The organism is Streptomyces sp. NPDC058773 (genome assembly GCF_042746015.1).
Lineage (GTDB): Bacteria > Actinomycetota > Actinomycetes > Streptomycetales > Streptomycetaceae > Streptomyces.
The window spans coordinates 89,052-105,637 of record NZ_JBHYPE010000021.1 but is presented as its reverse complement, the minus strand read 5'-3'; the positions used below and the strand labels follow the sequence as shown (position 1 = coordinate 105,637).

14 protein-coding genes are annotated in these 16,586 nt (G+C 72.1%); 7 read left to right on the top strand and 7 right to left on the bottom strand.

The features are described from left to right. Positions 1 to 7: 7 nt before the first annotated feature. From ACFW5B_RS19910 to ACFW5B_RS19900, 3 genes are all read left to right on the top strand, one after another. Positions 8 to 1,429 (top strand): sugar porter family MFS transporter, encoded by a 1,422-nt coding sequence (locus ACFW5B_RS19910; RefSeq protein WP_386440863.1) that lies wholly within the window; start codon positions 8 to 10, stop codon positions 1,427 to 1,429. Positions 1,430 to 1,529: 100 nt separating this feature from the next. Further along, on the top strand, positions 1,530 to 1,898 hold the full coding sequence (locus ACFW5B_RS19905) for a peptidoglycan-binding protein (RefSeq protein WP_386440860.1): 369 nt from the start codon (positions 1,530 to 1,532) through the stop codon (positions 1,896 to 1,898). A 647-nt stretch (positions 1,899 to 2,545) separates the two neighbouring features. Continuing rightward, a complete protein-coding gene (locus ACFW5B_RS19900) occupies positions 2,546 to 2,740 on the top strand; it encodes a MerR family transcriptional regulator (RefSeq protein ID WP_362613879.1) in 195 nt (64 codons plus the stop codon). A 155-nt stretch (positions 2,741 to 2,895) separates the two neighbouring features. Here ACFW5B_RS19900 and ACFW5B_RS19895 read toward each other — a convergent pair whose 3' ends face one another. Next, positions 2,896 to 4,047, bottom strand: coding sequence for a LacI family DNA-binding transcriptional regulator (locus ACFW5B_RS19895; protein ID WP_386440855.1), 1,152 nt, complete (start codon positions 4,045 to 4,047; stop codon positions 2,896 to 2,898). A 203-nt stretch (positions 4,048 to 4,250) separates the two neighbouring features. On the opposite strand from ACFW5B_RS19895, the gene ACFW5B_RS19890 reads away from it, so the two are divergent. Beyond that, the gene (locus tag ACFW5B_RS19890; RefSeq protein ID WP_386440852.1) at positions 4,251 to 5,282 is read left to right on the top strand and encodes a Gfo/Idh/MocA family oxidoreductase; all 1,032 of its coding nucleotides are present in this window, start codon (positions 4,251 to 4,253) and stop codon (positions 5,280 to 5,282) included. 140 nt (positions 5,283 to 5,422) lie between these two features. Here the strand turns inward: ACFW5B_RS19890 and ACFW5B_RS19885 are convergent, their stop codons facing one another. Continuing rightward, entirely contained in the window at positions 5,423 to 6,073 is a 651-nt protein-coding gene (locus ACFW5B_RS19885) for a DedA family protein (RefSeq protein ID WP_386440849.1), read from the bottom strand. Positions 6,074 to 6,316: 243 nt separating this feature from the next. Between ACFW5B_RS19885 and ACFW5B_RS19880 the strand changes: the two genes are divergently transcribed. Continuing rightward, positions 6,317 to 6,604: a heavy-metal-associated domain-containing protein gene (locus ACFW5B_RS19880; RefSeq protein ID WP_386440846.1), complete on the top strand. Its 288-nt coding sequence runs from the start codon at positions 6,317 to 6,319 to the stop codon at positions 6,602 to 6,604. Between the two features lie 552 nt (positions 6,605 to 7,156). Here ACFW5B_RS19880 and ACFW5B_RS19875 read toward each other — a convergent pair. The 5 genes from ACFW5B_RS19875 to ACFW5B_RS19855 form a co-directional block, all read right to left on the bottom strand. After that, entirely contained in the window at positions 7,157 to 8,446 is a 1,290-nt protein-coding gene (locus tag ACFW5B_RS19875; RefSeq protein WP_042154955.1) for a citrate synthase, read from the bottom strand. Positions 8,447 to 8,623: 177 nt separating this feature from the next. Next, complete coding sequence (locus tag ACFW5B_RS19870; protein WP_386440841.1) at positions 8,624 to 10,885, bottom strand: ATP-dependent RecD-like DNA helicase; 2,262 nt, start codon at positions 10,883 to 10,885, stop codon at positions 8,624 to 8,626. 267 nt (positions 10,886 to 11,152) lie between these two features. Further along, a complete protein-coding gene (locus ACFW5B_RS19865) occupies positions 11,153 to 12,040 on the bottom strand; it encodes a sugar phosphate isomerase/epimerase family protein (RefSeq protein ID WP_386440839.1) in 888 nt (295 codons plus the stop codon). Then, the gene (locus ACFW5B_RS19860) at positions 12,037 to 13,158 is read right to left on the bottom strand and encodes a dihydrodipicolinate synthase family protein (RefSeq protein WP_386440836.1); all 1,122 of its coding nucleotides are present in this window, start codon (positions 13,156 to 13,158) and stop codon (positions 12,037 to 12,039) included. Before ACFW5B_RS19860 ends, ACFW5B_RS19865 begins: the two co-directional genes overlap by 4 nt. Then, positions 13,155 to 14,306 carry a Gfo/Idh/MocA family protein gene (locus ACFW5B_RS19855; protein ID WP_386440834.1) on the bottom strand — a complete coding sequence of 384 codons (1,152 nt, stop codon included), beginning with the start codon at positions 14,304 to 14,306 and terminating at the stop codon, positions 13,155 to 13,157. The genes ACFW5B_RS19860 and ACFW5B_RS19855 overlap by 4 nt, the downstream gene beginning before the upstream one ends. Before the next feature lie 236 nt (positions 14,307 to 14,542). Here ACFW5B_RS19855 and ACFW5B_RS19850 point away from each other — a divergent pair, with 236 nt between their 5' ends. Beyond that, positions 14,543 to 15,538, top strand: coding sequence for a GNAT family N-acetyltransferase (locus ACFW5B_RS19850; RefSeq protein WP_386440909.1), 996 nt, complete (start codon positions 14,543 to 14,545; stop codon positions 15,536 to 15,538). A gap of 75 nt (positions 15,539 to 15,613) precedes the next feature. After that, complete coding sequence (locus ACFW5B_RS19845) at positions 15,614 to 16,516, top strand: sugar phosphate isomerase/epimerase family protein (RefSeq protein ID WP_386440831.1); 903 nt, start codon at positions 15,614 to 15,616, stop codon at positions 16,514 to 16,516. The last annotated feature ends 70 nt before the right edge of the window (positions 16,517 to 16,586 follow it).

Sequence of the window (16,586 nt, the reverse complement as noted above, 5' to 3'; positions counted from 1 at the left end):
GCTGACAATGGCAGCTTCGACCGAACAATTGGCGGGCCCGCGCCCGGGTGAAGGGGCGCGGGATGGCCGTGCCAGGCGATTCATCGTCGGGATCGCGGCGGTTGCCGCACTCGGCGGTGCCCTCTTCGGCTACGACACCGGAGTGATATCCGGCGCGCTCCCGTTCATGGAGGGGCACTTCGGGCTCACGTCCTTGGGCGAGGGGGTCATCACCAGTGCGCTGCTGATCGGTGCGGCCTTCGGGTCGTTGCTCGGCGGCCGGATGTCCGATGCGCTGGGGCGGCGCAACTCGCTGCTGTGGGCGGGCGCGGTATTCATCGGTGGTGCGCTGGCCGTCGCGCTCTCCCCCACCGTCGCCGTCATGACCGTGGCGCGCTTCGTGCTCGGTCTCGCCGTCGGCAGCGCCTCGGTGATCACTCCGCTCTATCTCTCCGAGATCGCGCCCCCGCACATCCGTGGCCGGCTGGTCTCCTTCAATTCGCTGATGATCGTCAGCGGCCAGTTGCTCGCGTATCTCCTCAACGCCTTCCTGGCGCAGTGGGCCGCCTGGCGCTGGATGCTGGGTCTGGCGGCGCTGCCGGCCGTGGCGCTGTTCGTCGGGCTGTTCTTCCTGCCCGACACCCCGCGCTGGTACATCAGCCAGGGGCGGCGGGACGAGGCGGCCGGGGTGCTGCGCCGTACGCTGCCCGCCGGGGACGTGCCCGCCGAGCTGGCCCGGATCGATCAGGCCCGCAGCATGGAGGCCGATGTCCGGCGGGGCGCCTGGCAGGAGTTGCGTACGCCCTGGGTGCGGCGGCTGTTGCTGGTCGGTACCGGACTGGCGGCCGTGCAGCAGATCACCGGTGTCAACGCCGTGGTGTACTTCGCGCCGAAGATCCTGGCGTCGACGGGGCTGGGCACCGGCGCCTCGATCACCGCCACCATCGCGGTCGGCGTGATCTCGGTGCTCGCCACCGCGATCGGGATGTCCCTGATCGACCGGGTCGGCCGACGCCCCCTGCTGATCACCGGCCTGGCCGGAATGACCGGCTCGCTCGCCCTGCTCGGCGCCGCCTTCCAGCTCCCGCACTCCCCCGCCGTCAGCGTCCTCGTCCTGGGCCTGATGGTCCTGTACATGGCCTTCATGCAGGGCACTCTCAATACGGGGGTCTGGCTGCTGCTGGCCGAGATGTTCCCGCTCAGGGTCCGCGGACTGGCCATGGGCACCGCGGTGTTCATGATGTGGCTGGTCAACTTCGCGGTCGCGCTGGTCTTTCCACTGCTGCTCGACGCGGTCGGCGCCGGTCCCACGTTCTGGCTCTTCGGCGGGGCGTGTGTGCTGTCGCTGGAGTTCTGCCGGCGGTACGCGCCGGAGACGAAGGGGCTGGCGCTGGAGGATCTGGAGGACGAGCTGCGGAGGGCGGCGGGCGCCGCGCCGGCCGAGACCTGACGACTCGTCGGCACATTACCGAGAACGCGGGAACCACGGACCGCAGTCCCGGCGTCACAGCGGGTGGAATCACACTCCAACGGGGGAAACGGTGGAATTCGTGAAGACCAACGCTCTCAACCACGTCGTCATGCGCACGGCCGTCCTGACCGCCACCGCGGGGCTGTTGACCGCGGGGCTGCTCACCGGCCCGGCGTCGGCCGCCGGTCCGTCCGCCGGACGGACCGACACGATGGCCGCCTGCGCCTACTACAACGGCAATGCCCTCACCGTCTACGGTCAGCGCGGCGACCGCGTCTCGCAGGCGCAGTGCCTGCTGGCGAACCGCCGTTATCTCCCCTGGGGAGATGTGACCGGGTACTTCGGCCCGAAGACCCGGGCCGCGGTGAAGAAGTTCCAGTCCCGGCATCATCTGACCGCGGACGGCAAGGTCGGCAAGAAGACGTGGTACGCGCTGTACCACGCCTGATCCGCCCTCTTCCGCCCGGGCCGCCCCGAGTCGATGGACAGCCCTGAGCTGCTGTGAGCAGTCCTGAGCAGCCCTGAGCAGCCCTGATCCGTGGCTGATCGTCGACGGCATCCCGTGGCGCCAACGGCACCTAGTGGCGGGCCGGTTCCCCAGCCGGGGACCTGGCCCGCCACACGCCTGTGCGCCCGCGGCGCCGTGGCGCCTCCGGCCGGCCGTCACACCCTCGCGCGCCGGCGGCGCCGCGAGCCCGGCCCCACTCCGTACGGACCGTCCCACTCCGTTCGGACCGTCCCACTCCGTACGGCCCGTCCCACCGCGCACGGACCGTCCCAACCCGCGCGGCCGGGCCTCGCGCCGGAGTGCCCGCCCCTTCCGGCTCGCCCCACCCCTGGCAGCCCCCTGACCCCCGCCCCTGATCCCCTCGCCTTGAGCCCCACCGGATGCGTCCCGCGCCCGTCACAGCCGTCCGGCCCGCGTCACCGCTGTCACCGTTACGCGCGCCTTACGTCACAGCCGTTCAACAGCCCCTCCCCCATGGTTACTCGGTGTCGTTGTCCAGGCACAGGGTGAGTGATCACCAGGCCGTACACAGCCCCCTGCCGGCTCTCCGGGCCGACCCTGCGTACGGCGCTCAGGAGGTGGCAGAGATGACCGACCGCAAGCTCTGGTCGTACAAGGAGATCGCCGCGCACATCCAGGTGCAGCCGGACACCGTGCGCTCCTACCGCAAGCACGGGTTGCTGCCCGAACCGGATCTGGTGGAGGGCGGAAAACCGTTCTGGTTCGCCGACACGGTCAGAAGGTGGGTGGCGCAGCGGCCGGGCCAACGCGGCCGGCGCTGAGAGCCACCGGACCGAACCCGGGCTCCGGTTTCCGCCCCTGACCCCGCTGCCCAGGGCTCCTGCCCCGGCCTCGCCCCGGGCTCCGGCGGAGGGGCCCGGACGCCTCACCCGCCGGACGCTTCCGGCGCGGCGCGCCCGCGAGGGGACGGCCCGGCTCAGTCGGGCCGTGGTGGAGCCGTCGATCCCCTGATCTCCAGTTCCGGGGCCACGAGTTGCCGTCCGGCCGGCGCGTCCGGGCGTTCCATGCGGTCCAGGAGGCAGCGCGCCGCACGTCGGCCGACCTCGTGGCCGGCATTGTTCACCGAGTTCAGCCAGAGGTGGCGGATGCGGGCGAGGTAGGTGTTGTCGTAGCCGACGAGGGAGAGGTCGGCGGGTGTGCGCAGGCCGAGTTCCCGGGCCGCGGACAGTGCTCCGACACCCGAGATGTCATTGAACGCGAAGACGGCGGTGGGGCGTTGGGCGGCCGTCTGCCGGGCGCCGGGGCGTGCGCCGGAGGACGGAGGGGTGAGGAGCCGTACGGCTGCGCGGTAGCCGCCGTCCTCGGTTCCGTCTCCGCCCGCCACTACGGCGTGCACCGCCGGACCGTGGGCGTGCATGGTGGCCTCGAAGCCGCGTCGCCGCAGCTCACCGACCGGTCCCTGCCCGGCGATGTGGGCGATCCGCCGATGGCCGAGGCCGATGAGGTGCTCGGTGGCGAGCCGCGCGCCGCGTTCGTCGTCGTTGGCGACGAGGTCGGTGTGCGGCAGCCGGGGTTCGTGGTTGCCCGCGATGACGGTGGGCAGTCGCGCGGCGACCTCGGCGAGGCCGTCGGTGTCCGGGAGGGTGCCGAGGACGACGAGGCCGTCGACCCGTAGTTCCTGGAAGGTACGGGCGAAGTCGTGGCCGGCCCGCCGGTCCAGCCGCCCGTCGGCCATCAGCATCCGCAGACCGTGCGCCTGCAGCAGCGAGTTGAGCCCGTCGAGCACCTCGACGAACCAGGGGTTGCGCAGATCGTCCAGCAGCACCCCCACGGTGTGTGTACGGCGGGCGACCAGGCTGCGGGCCGCGGCGTTGGGCCGGTAGCCGAGCTCCTCGATGGCGGCCAATACGGCCCGCCGTTTGGTGTCGCTGACCCGTGGTGAGCCCTGGAGCACCAGTGAGACCAGCGATTTGGAGACGCCGGCGCGCTCGGCGACACCACGGATGGTCGGCGGCCGGGCCGCAGTCCCCTCCCACGCGCCGGTCCGGCCGTCGGTCCGTCTCCCGGGCCGTCTGGTCGTCGGCCCGTCGTCCGCCCGCCCGTCGACCGGCTCGTTGGACCGTTCCATGGACGGAGATCCTTCCAGCGGACCAGGCAGGCGTCAACGCGTAACTGGACTTCTGTGCAAGGTGATTGACATCCGGACATCAGGACATGCAGGGTGCGGATGCAGCGCCTCGTTGGACCGTTCCAACCACCTTTCCCGCACCCACCCTCCCCCTCCTCCCTCACCTGCAGCTCCCCCTCCCCCTCCCCGAAGGGAACCGACGCATGAAGATCGGCCTCATCGGTACCGGGCGCATCGGCGCGTTCCACGCCGCCACCCTCCGGAGCGTCCCGGGCGTCACCGAGCTCGTCGTCGCGGACCTGGCCCCCGCGCGGGCCGCCGCGCTGGCGGATTCCCTGGGCGTACGCGCCGCCGCGGGCATCGAGGAGATGTACGCGGACGGCCTGGACGGCGTCGTGATCACTGCCGCGACCAGCGCCCACGCCACGCTGATCCACCAGGCGCTGGACGCCGGGGTGCCGGTGTTCTGCGAGAAGCCGGTCGCCCTCGACGTGCCCGGCACGGTCGGGGTGGTGGAGCGGGTGCGGGCCGGCACGGTGCCCGTACAGATCGGGTTCCAGCGGCGCTTCGACGCGGGCTACCGCGCCGCCCGCGAGGCGCTGCGCTCCGGCGCACTGGGCTGGCTGCACACCCTGCGCGCCTGCACCAGCGACCGGACGCCGCCGCCCGCGGGTTACCTCCCCACCTCCGGCGGGCTGTTCCGGGACTGCAGCATCCATGACTTCGACATCCTGCGCTGGCTGACCGGCCGCGAGGTGGTCTCCGTCTTTGCGCAGGGCGCCAACCGCGGTGCGTCGTTCTTCGCGGACGGCGACGACGTCGACACCTGTGCGGCGCTGCTGCGGTTCGACGACGACACCCTGGCCACCGTCACGGCGACCCGCTACAACGGCGCGGGCCACGATGTGCGGCTGGAGGTGTGCGGCTCGGAGGGCGCCCGCTTCGTCGGGCTGGACGACCGGGCGCCGCTGCCGTCGGCCGAGGCGAAGCTGTCGTGGCGCCGGGCGGCCGATCCGTACGCCACGTTCATGGAGCGTTTCCATGACGCGTACGTCACCGAGCTGGGCGTCTTCGCGGAGGTCGCGGCGGGCCGCAGGCCGAGCCCCTGTCCGCCGGCGGAGGCGCTGGAGGCGCTCTATGTCGCCGAGGCGTGCGAGCGCTCACGCCGCACCGGCGCACCGGTGGCCGTCGCGGACGTCCGGTTCTCGGCCGCGGGCCGGGCTCCGGGGGCCTGAGGGCGCTCCGGGGGCGGCCTCAGCGGCGGCGCGTTCCACCCCGCCACCACGGCGTCCCGCCGAAGCCCCCGATGCCCGGCCCTCGGGAACGGTCTCGCGCAGAGCCCCAGCCGAGCAGGACGCCGCCACCGGCCGCCCCCTCAGGTCGCAGCCACCGAGGAAGCCTGCCCGCCGGGCTCCTCGCCGCCTCCCTTGCGGGGGCCGCCGCTCTCGCCCTCACTGCCGCTCTCCGACGGCCGGCGCAGGGCGCGGCGGCGGGCGGCCCACTGGATCGTGGCGCCCACCGCGGCGACCGCGCAGGAGACGCCGAAGCCGATGGCGGCGGCGTGCAGCGGGCGGCCGGTGGTGGCGCTGCCGAGGTAGCCGAGGCCGACGGAGTAGGTCGCCCAGGTGGCTTCGGCGATGCCGGCGCCGAGGGCGTATTTGGGCAGCGGGTAGCGCAGCACTCCGGAGGCCAGCGCGCCGGCGATCCGGCCGCTGGGCAGGAACCGTACGGCGATCACGAACGGCAGTCCGTAGCGCTGGATGTGTCCCGAGGTCCATTCCAGCAGCGCCCGGCGGCGGGGTTTGCGCCGCATCCAGGCGCGTACGGGGCCGCCGAACCGTCGGGCGGCCAGATACATCAGCAGGTCCCCGAGCAGCGCGCTGCCGGCGACGACCAGGAGGATCAGCGGGAGGAAGAGCTCTCCCCGGGAGGCGAGGACTCCGGTGGAGACGAGCAGGGCGGAGTTGGGGACGAGCGGCGGCAGGGTGGTGAGCACCAGCAGGCCGTAGAGGGCGAGTACGTCCATACGGCCGCCTCCTCGGATCCGCCCCGAGCCCGTATCCCAAGGCTGACGCGTGGTGGGGCGCACGGCAACGCGATGGGCGCGCGGACGGCTTGGATTGATACCCCCTAGGGGTATAGGGTGCTTAAGGTCGGGAGCACGGGTAGTCGCCTGAGCCTCGCGTGACACGCTTCGGCACTCCGGCACCGGCACCCTTCGCACCACTTGCACCACCCGGAACACATCGGCACCACAAGGAGATCCCCCATGGCTGACAACAGCTCCTGCTGCACCCCGGAAGGCTCCTGCCACTCCGGCGCCACCGACGTCCAGGCCGGCGCGGTGACCACCACCTACCAGGTCACCGGCATGACCTGCGGCCACTGCGAGGGTGCGGTGTCGGCCGAGATCGGCGGGCTCGCGGGGGTCAGCGCGGTGCAGGCGGTCGCGGCCACCGGCCTGGTGACCGTCACCTCGCAGGCCCCGCTGGACGAGGAGGCCGTCCGCGCGGCCGTCGACGAGGCCGGCTACGAGCTCGTGGGGCAGTCCACCTGATCCGGGCAGCCGGCTGAGCCGTATCGGCGCGGCGACCGGCCCCGCGCCGATACGGGGCGCTCGGCGGGTGACGGCGGACGCCCGCGCACCCACCCCCGCGCCCGCTCGCGGAATTTCACACGGCCCTTACAACCGGCACAACACCCATACCAGAGGGCCCCGATCTCCAAATCGAGGCCCTTGACCGCATTCGCCCCCATGTGGCAAGAGACCCAGATCACACTCATGGGAACGTAACCATTGAGGGGGGTCGTGAGTCTAACCGGGCAGTGCAGGCACCCCGGCGGGGCTTGCACAGCAAAAGCCGTGCTGGTCTTGGGGGATCTGCCCGGCTACGCGTGGCCGGGGCGACGTGCCCGGGGAGCTTTGAGCGGCCCTCCCGAATGTGCGCGTCCCGGCAGGTCGCGGTGCAACCCGGAACGCCCGGACGGATCCCGTGGGGGGAATCCAACCGGGACAAGGGAAGCGCCCCGCGCTCTGGACCCGTGGGGGGATCCGGAGGCGGGGCGCTTTCTGCTTACGGAACGCGCGGGCACCCTGGCCGGGCGGCCGTCAGCGCTCCTCGACCGGCACGAAGTCGCGCTCGACAACACCGGTGTAGATCTGCCGCGGGCGGCCGATGCGGGAGCCGGGCTCCTTGATCATCTCGTGCCACTGGGCGATCCAGCCGGGCAGCCGGCCGAGCGCGAAGAGCACGGTGAACATCTCGGTCGGGAAGCCCATGGCCCGGTAGATCAGGCCGGTGTAGAAGTCGACGTTCGGGTAGAGCTTGCGCTCGACGAAGTAGTCGTCGGAGAGCGCGTGCTCCTCCAGCTTGAGGGCGATGTCCAGCAGCTCGTCGGACTTGCCGAGCGCGGAGAGGACGTCGTGCGCCGCGGCCTTGATGATCTTCGCCCGGGGGTCGAAGTTCTTGTAGACGCGGTGCCCGAAGCCCATGAGCTTCACGCCGTCTTCCTTGTTCTTCACCTTGCGGATGAAGGAGTCGACGTCGCCGCCGTCGCGCTGGATGCCTTCCAGCATCTCCAGCACGGACTGGTTGGCGCCGCCGTGCAGGGGGCCCCACAGGGCGTTGATGCCGGCGGAGATCGAGGCGAAGAGGTTCGCCTGCGAGGAGCCGACCAGGCGGACCGTGGAGGTGGAGCAGTTCTGCTCGTGGTCCGCGTGCAGGATCAGCAGCTTGTCGAGGGCGCTGACCACGACGGGGTCGAGTTCGTAGTCCGCGGCCGGCACCGAGAAGGTCATCCGGAGGAAGTTCTCGACGTACCCGAGGTCGTTGCTCGGGTAGACGACCGGGTGGCCGACCGACTTCTTGAACGCGTAGGCCGCGATCGTCGGGAGCTTGGCCAGCAGCCGGATCGTGGAGATGTGGCGCTGCTGCTCGTCGAACGGGTTGTGGCTGTCCTGGTAGAACGTCGACAGCGCGCTGACCACCGAGGACAGCATCGCCATCGGGTGGGCGTCCCGGGGGAAGCCGTCGTAGAAGCGCTTGACGTCCTCGTGCAGCAGGGTGTGGTAGGTGATGTCCTGCTTGAAGTTCGCCAGCTCATCGACGGTGGGCAACTCGCCGTTGATGAGGAGGTACGCGGTCTCGACGAACGTGCTGCGCTCTGCGAGCTGCTCGATCGGGTACCCGCGGTAACGAAGAATCCCGTTCTCACCGTCGAGATAGGTGATCGCGGATTTATACGCCGCGGTGTTGCCGTAACCGGAGTCCAGGGTCACCAGACCGGTCTGGGCGCGCAGCTTCGAAATATCGAAGCCCTTGTCGCCAACAGTGCTGTCGACGACCGGGTAGCTGTATTCGCCGTCCCCGTAACGCAGTACTACAGAGTTGTCGCTCACGTCATCCCTCACCGACGTTGTGCCTCTTCTTCGAGGTGCCCTGACTGCCTATACCTTCCCCCATTTGGGCCTTGGATGTGCACTCGGGGTCGGCCATAGGGCCTGTCTGCGGCACTCAGTGCCGCCTGAGCGCCCCATCCTGCCCCTCTTCGCCCCGAATGGGAAAGAGGGGTGACATCACATCGCACCGGCGAGCCGGTGATCGAGCGCCGTACACCGCCGACCGGCGGATACCGTGCGGACGGCCTGTCCCAGGGCTTTCCGGGAGCCGACCAGCACCACCAAGCGCTTTGCCCGGGTCACTGCGGTATACAGCAGATTGCGCTGCAGCATCATCCAGGCACTGGTGGTGACCGGAATCACCACCGCTGGATACTCACTACCCTGCGAACGGTGGATCGTCACGGCATAGGCGTGGGCGAGTTCATCGAGTTCGTCGAAGTCGTAGGGAACCTCCTCGTCCTCGTCCGTGCGCACGGTCAGCCGCTGCTCGTCACCGTCCAGGGCGGTGACCACGCCGACCGTGCCGTTGAAGACGCCGTTGCGGCCCTTTTCATAATTGTTCCTGATCTGGGTCACCTTGTCGCCGACACGGAAGACCCGGCCGCCGAAACGGCGCTCGGGCAGGTCGGGGCGGGCGGGGGTGACGGCCTGCTGGAGGAGGCCGTTCAGGGCGCCCGCGCCGGCCGGGCCGCGGTGCATCGGGGTGAGCACCTGGACGTCCCGGCGGGGGTCGAGGCCGAACTTCGCGGGGATACGGCGGGCCACGACATCCACCGTGAGCCGCCCGGCCTCCTCGGCGTCCTCCTCGGCGAACAGGAAGAAGTCCGTCATTCCGGAGGTCAGGGGCGGGACGCCGGAATTGATGCGGTGGGCGTTGGTGACCACCCCGGACTGCTGGGCCTGGCGGAAGATCCTGGTCAGCCGCACGGCCGGCACCGTCCCGCCCGTCACCCGACCGCCGCCCCCGTCCGACGTGCAACGCACGCCCCCTCCCCCGGCCAGCAGATCGCGCAGCACCTCGCCCGCGCCCACCGACGGCAGCTGGTCGACATCCCCGACCAGCAGCAGATGGGCGCCCGGCGGCACCGCCTTGACCAGCTTGTTGGCAAGCAGCAGATCCAGCATCGAGGCCTCGTCGACGACCACCAGGTCGGCGTCGAGCGGCCGGTCCGCGTCATAGGCGGCGTCCCCGCCGGGCTTCAGCTCCAGGAGGCGGTGGACCGTGGAGGCCTCCACCCCGGTCAGCTCGGAGAGCCGCTTGGCGGCCCGGCCCGTGGGCGCCGCGAGCACCACCGTGGCCTTCTTGGCGCGGGCCAGCTCGACGACGGAGCGGACCGTGAAGGACTTGCCGCAGCCCGGCCCGCCGGTGAGCACCGCGACCTTCTGCGTCAGCGCCAGCCGCACCGCCTCCTGCTGCTCGGGGGCCAGCTCGGCGCCCGTACGGCGCGCCAGCCACGCCAGCGCCTTGTCCCAGTCGACGTCCCGGAACACCGGCATCCGGTCCTCACCGGTCCGCAGCAGCCGGGCCAGCCGGCCGGCCAGGGAGATCTCGGCGCGGTGGAACGGCACGAGATAGACGGCGGTGACCGGGGGCTCGCCGTCCGCGCCGCCCGGCACCTGCTCGCGGACCACGCCCTCCGGGTCGGCGGCCAGCTCGCCCAGGCAGTCGATGACCAGGCCGGTGTCCACCTGGAGCAACTTCACCGCGCCGGCGATCAGTTGCTCCTCGGGCAGGAAGCAGTGGCCCTGGTCGGTGGACTGCGAGAGGGCGTACTGCAGGCCCGCCTTGACCCGGTCCGGGCTGTCGTGCGGAATGCCCACCGACTGGGCGATGCGGTCGGCGGTCAGGAAGCCGATGCCCCAGACGTCGGCGGCCAGGCGGTAGGGCTCGTTGCGGGTGACGGAGATGGCGGCGTCGCCGTACTTCTTGTAGATCCGCACCGCGATGGAGGTGGACACCCCGACGCCCTGGAGGAAGACCATGACCTCCTTGATGGCCTTCTGCTCCTCCCATGCGGCGCCGATCAGCTTCGTCCGCTTGGGGCCCAGGCCCGGTACCTCGACGAGGCGGCCGGGCTCGCGCTCGATGATGTCGAGGGTGTCCGTGCCGAAGTGCTCGACGATACGGTCCGCGATCCGCGGGCCGATGCCCTTGATGAGTCCGGAGCCGAGATAGCGGCGGATGCCCTGGATCGTGGCGGGCAGGACGGTGGTGTAGTTCTCGACCGTGAACTGCTTGCCGTACTGGGGGTGGGAACCCCAGCGGCCCTCCATGCGCAGCGACTCCCCCGGCTGCGCCCCGAGCAGCGCGCCGACGACGGTCAGCAGATCGCCGGAGCCGCGGCCCGTGTCGACCCGGGCGACGGTGTAGCCGTTCTCCTCATTGGCGTACGTGATCCGCTCCAGGACCCCTTCGACCACGGCTGCGTTGACCATGCACCGACCGTACCGCCAGGGTCTGACACCGGGCGGAGTCCGCCGCGGCGCCGCGGCCGGGACACGGCCGGGACGTGTTCCCATCGAGGGGCCCGTCCGATGGTCGGGCCCCTCGATTCCCCCTCCACGCCGGTCCCGGATCCCCCCGGATCCCCTCCCCTTATCGGGACCAGCGTCAGCTATGACCTTTGTGGGCGGTCAACGGTTGCACTCGTCCGCGGAGTTCTTTCCCCGGCCACCGGCCTGCGGCCCTGTGGTTGTCCGGCGTCATCCGACGTGTGCCAGGAAGCGCCGCACGGTCTCGGCCAGCACCTCGGTGCCGTCCCGTGCCCACAGCGCCGGGTTGAAGATCTCCACCTCGACCGGCCCCCGGTAGCCGGCCGCCTCGACCCGTTCCCGGAACCACCGCAGATCCACCGAGCCGTCCCCGAGCTGCCCGCGCCCCAGAAGGACGCCTTCGGGCAGCGGGGTGACCCAGTCGGCGAGCTGGAAGGCGGCGATCCGTGAACCGGCCGCGCCACCGGGGCCGTCGGTGCCGCGCGCGCCGCCGCTGCCGCCCGCGCGCCCGATCTGCGCGCCGACGGTGTCGTCCCACCACAGGTGGTAGGTGTCCACGACCACGCCCACCCGGCCGGCGGGGAACCGCTCGGCGAGGTCCAGGGCCTGCGCCAGCGTCGAGACCACGCACCGGTCCGCCGCGTACATGGGGTGCAGCGGTTCGAGCGCCAGCCGTACGTCCCGCTCCGCGGCGTACGGCGCCAACTCGGCCAGCGCGTCCGCGATCCGTTCCCGGGCGCCGCGCAAGTCCCGGCTGCCGGGCGGCAGTCCGCCGGAGACCAGGACCAGGGTGTCCGTCCCGAGGGCGGCCGCCTCGTCGAGGGCCGCCCGGTTGTCGTCCAGGGCCGCGGCCCGCTCCATGGGGTCCACGGCGGTGAAGAACCCGCCCCGGCACAGGCTGGTGACGCGCAGCCCGGCGTCCCGTACGAGCCGGGCGGCCGCGGCCACGCCGTACTGCTGCACGGGCGCGCGCCACAGGCCCACGCCCCGTACGCCGGCCCGTGCGCAGCCGTCGGCCAGTTCGGGCAGCGACCACTGGCGGACGGTCTGCTGGTTGAGGCTGAGGCGGTCGAGGAGCGAGGGGGTGCCGGGGCTCATGAGCCGTCCGCCCCGTACACCGCGAGCAGGGTGCGCATCCGGTGGGCGGCGAGCTCCGGGTCCGGGAACAGGCCGAGCGCGTCGGCCAGTTCATGGGCGCGCCGCAGATGCGGCAGGGAACGGGCCGACTGGAGACCGCCGACCATGGTGAAGTGCCGCTGGTGGCCCGCCAGCCAGGCCAGCAGGACCACACCGGTCCTGTAGTGGCGGGTGGGTGCCGCGAAGAGGTGCCGGGCGAGCGCGACGGTCGGGTCAAGGGCGGCCCGGAAGCCCGCGGTGTCACCGGTGTCGAGGCGGCGCACGGCGGCCGCTGCCAGGGGCGCGAGGGGGTCGAACACGCCCAGCAGGGCGTGGCTGAAACCGTGGCCGTCACCGGCGATCAGCTCCGGGTAGTGGAAGTCGTCGCCGGTGTAGCACCGTACGGCCGGTGGCAGCGCGCGGCGCAGCACCACCTCGCGGCCGGCGTCCAGCAGGGAGATCTTGACGCCGTCCACGGTGGCCGGGTGGTCGGCGATGATCTCCAGGAGTGTCCGGGTGGCGGTGTCGGGATCCGTGCTGCCCCAGTAGCCCGCGAGCGCCGGGTCGAACATCGGGCCGAGCCAGTGCAGGATCACCGGCCTGGTGCTCTGGCGCAGTAGGTGGCCGTAGAGATTCCGGTAGTCCTCCGGGCCGGTGGCCGCCGCGGCGAGCTGACGGGACGCCATCAGGACGGGGCGCGCGCCGGCCGCCTCGACGGCGCCGAGCTGCTCCTCGTACGCGTCCCGGACGTCGGCCAAGGAGGCGCCCCGGGCGGGGAGTTGGTCGGTGCCGGCACCGCAGACGAGCAGCCCGCCGACCGTCCGTGCCTCGGCGGCGGAGCGACGGATCAGTTCGGCGGCGGCGCCCCAGTCCAGGCCCGCGCCGCGCTGCGCGGTGTCCATCGCCTCGGCCACGCCCAGCCCGTGCGACCACAGATGGTGCCGGAAGGCGAGGGTGGCGTCCCAGTCGACGGCGGCCGGGCCGTCCGGGCCGGTGTCGGCGTACGGATCGGCGACCACATGGGCGGCGGCGAGGACCGTACGGGAGCGCAAGGGGGGCGGCGCGGGAGCGGGCGGGGGCGGGGGCGTCGGGGCGTTCACCGGGTCGGCTCCGGTACGTCCAGGCGGCGTCCCTCCGCCGAGGAGCGCCGCGCCAGTTCGGCGAGCTGGACGCCGCGGGCGCCGGCCGCCAGGTCCCAGCGCCAGGGCTCGTCGCGTACGACATGCCGCAGGAACAGCTCCCACTGCACCTTGAACCCGTTGTCGAACGCGGCGTTGCCGGGGACCTCCTGCCACTGCTCGCGGAACGGCTCGGACGCCGGGAGATCGGGGTTCCAGACCGGCTTGGGGGTGGCGGCGCGGTGCTGGATACGGCAGTGGCGCAGCCCGGCGACGGCCGACCCTTCGGTGCCGTCCACCTGGAACTCCACGAGTTCGTCGCGGTGCACCCGGACCGCCCAGGAGGAGTTGATCTGCGCGACGACGCCGCCGGCCAGTTCGAAGATGCCGTAGGCGGCGTCGTCGGCGGTGGCGGCGTACGGGGTCCCCGATTCGTCCCAACGGCGCGGGATGTGGGTGGCCAGGTGCGCCTGGACGCTGCGGACCGGCCCGAACAGCTCGTGCAGGACGTACTCCCAGTGCGGGAACATGTCCGCCGCGATGCCGCCGCCGTCCTCGGCGCGGTAGTTCCAGGAGGGGCGCTGCGCCGCCTGGGTGTTCCCTTCGAAGACCCAGTAGCCGAACTCTCCCCGTACGGACAGGATGCGGCCGAAGAAGCCGGACTCGACGAGGCGGCGGAGCTTGCGGAGGCCGGGCAGGAAGAGCTTGTCCTGGACGACACCGTTCTTGACGCCCGCTTCCTGAGCCAGCCTCGCCAGCTCCAGGGCACCGGTGAGGCCGCTCGCGGTGGGCTTCTCGACGTACAGGTGCTTTCCGGCGGCGATCGCTCGCCGCACCGCGTCCTCGCGGGCCGCGGTGATCTGGGCGTCGAAGTAGATGCCGATGGTGTCGTCGCCCAGTACGGCGTCGAGGTCGCAGCTCCAGTGCCGTACGTCGTGGCGTTCGGCCAGCGCCCGCAGCTTGTGCGCGGAACGGCCGACGAGCACCGGCTCGGGCCGGATCCGTGTCCCGTCGGCGAGCTCCAGACCGCCCTGGTCACGCAGGGCGAGGACGGAGCGGACCAGGTGCTGGCGGTGTCCCATGCGCCCGGTCACACCGTTCATGGCGATACGTACGGTCGTGTCTGTCACGGCCCGGCCTCTCTCGCTCGCGGCAGGTGAGGGATCGTCAGGCGGCGCCCGTCCCGACGACGGTACGGATGCCGCGGCGGGAGGGGTAGGGCGCGGGCGGACGGCGCCGGGGCGTGTGGAGGGGCCGCGGCGGGGTGCGTGGGGCGGGCGTTTTCCACAGGCGCGAAATTTTCGGTGCGTGGGCCGGCGGCGGGCGATACTCTTGACTCAGTCAACGATGAGGGGTCGAGATGACGATGACAACGGGGACGGCATCCGACACGGCGTCCGGCGCGGCACCCGACGCCGCGCCCGACGTCCGCGAACTGCGCAGATTCAACCGCTTCTACACGAACCTGATCGGCGCCCTCGACTACGGGCGGCATCTCTACACCCCGTTCACCCTCACCGAGGCCCGGGTGCTCTACGAGGTCGCCCATCACGAGCGGGTGGACGCCGCGGACCTGCGGACCTCGCTGTCGCTGGACGCCGGCTATCTGAGCAGGCTGCTCGGCAAGTTCGAGGAGCGCGAGCTGATCACCCGCGGCAAGTCCGAGCAGGACCCCCGCCGGCAGCGCATCACGCTCACCGAGGGCGGCCGGGAGGCGGCCGGCCTGCTGGAGGAGCGGTCGCAGAACGCCGCCGGGTCGCTGCTGGAACAACTCCCGGCCGACGACCGGGCGCGACTGGTGGACTCGATGCGGACCATCCGCGCCCTGCTCGGCGAGCGCCCGGCGCGCGAAGCGGAGCAGCCGGCCGGGGAGCGGGCGCCCGAGGTGAATCTGCGTATGCCCCGGCCCGGGGACCTGGGCTGGATGGTGGAGCGCAATGCTGCGCTCTACGCCGCCGAGTACGGCTTCGATCTGAGCTATGAGGCACTGGTCGCCCGGATCGTCGCGGAGTACGCCGAGTCCTTCGACCCGCGCCGGGACCGCACATGGATAGCGGAGCTGGACGGGCGCAGAGCGGGCGCGGTGATGTGCGTACGGGACGGCAGGCCCGGGGTCGCCCGGCTGCGGCTGCTGCTGGTGGAGCCGGATGCCCGTGGCCATGGCGTGGGCCGTCAACTCGTCGATGCCTGTGTGGAGTTCGCCCGGGAGGCCGGGTACGGGGAGATGGTGCTGTGGACCAACTCCGTCCTCGGCGCGGCCCGCAGCATCTACCAGCGGGCCGGGTTCGAGCTGGTCGCCGAGTCGGCCCACCACAGCTTCGGGCAGGACCTGCTCGGCCAGGACTGGCGGCTGGCCCTGTGAGGACGCGGACATCGCGGGCAGGGATGGGGGGACCGACCACGACGGCGTGAGCGAACGACGAGGAGGAGGCCAGGCATGGTCAGCACGGGTAACACGCACCGCACCACCCCCGCGATGCGGTTCGCATTCTCCACCCTCGGTGTGCCCGGTATGCCGGTGGCCGACGTCCTCCGGCTGGCCACCGACACCGGGTACCAGGGGGTGGAGCTGCGGGCCCATCCGGAGGAGCCGGTGCATCCGCTGATCGGGATGCGGGAACGGGCCACGGTGCGCCGGCAGTTCGCGGACGCCGGGGTCGAGATCCTGGCCGTCGCCGGATACGCCCAGGTCGCCGCGGCTCGGGACGCGGCGGGTGAGGACGAGCTGGCGCAGGAGCTGAGTGAGCTGGTGTGGCTGGCGGGTGATCTGGGGGCGCCGTATGTGCGGGTCTTCCCCGGCGGCGGGGAGCGCCCGGCGGCCGAGGCGGACGCGGATGCCGCCCGCCGGCTCGCCGCGGTGGCGCCGCTCGCGGCCGAACGGGGCGTCCGGGTCCTGCTGGAGACCCATGACTCGCACCGCACGGGCGCGGATGCCGCCCGCGTGCTGGGCCCCGTGGGCCACCGTCAGATCGGGGCGCTCTGGGATGTGCTGCACAGCTGGCTCGGCGGTGAGGAGCCGGCCGACACCCATGCCGCGCTCGCCCCGCACCTGGGCTATGTCCAGGTCAAGGACGTCGCCTCGCCCGAGGAGCGCACCCCTCTCCCGCTCGGCGACGGCGCCGTCCCCCTGGCGGCGGCCCTGCGCACCCTGACCCAGGACCCGGCAGGCGCCCACGGCCCCGTGCCCGCCCCCGAGGGCACCTACGACCAGGGCACGGGCGGCTGGCTCTGCTGGGAATACGAGAAACGCTGGCACCCCAAGGCACCCGACCTCCCCACCCTGCTGGCCCCGGGCCGTGCCCATCTCCAGCAGCTCCTTGAGGGGCCTGCCGCTCCTTGAGGCGGGGCCCGCCACACAGCCCCCGCCCCGCGTGCCGTCTCCCACTGCCCGCATGCCTCCGCCGGCCGCC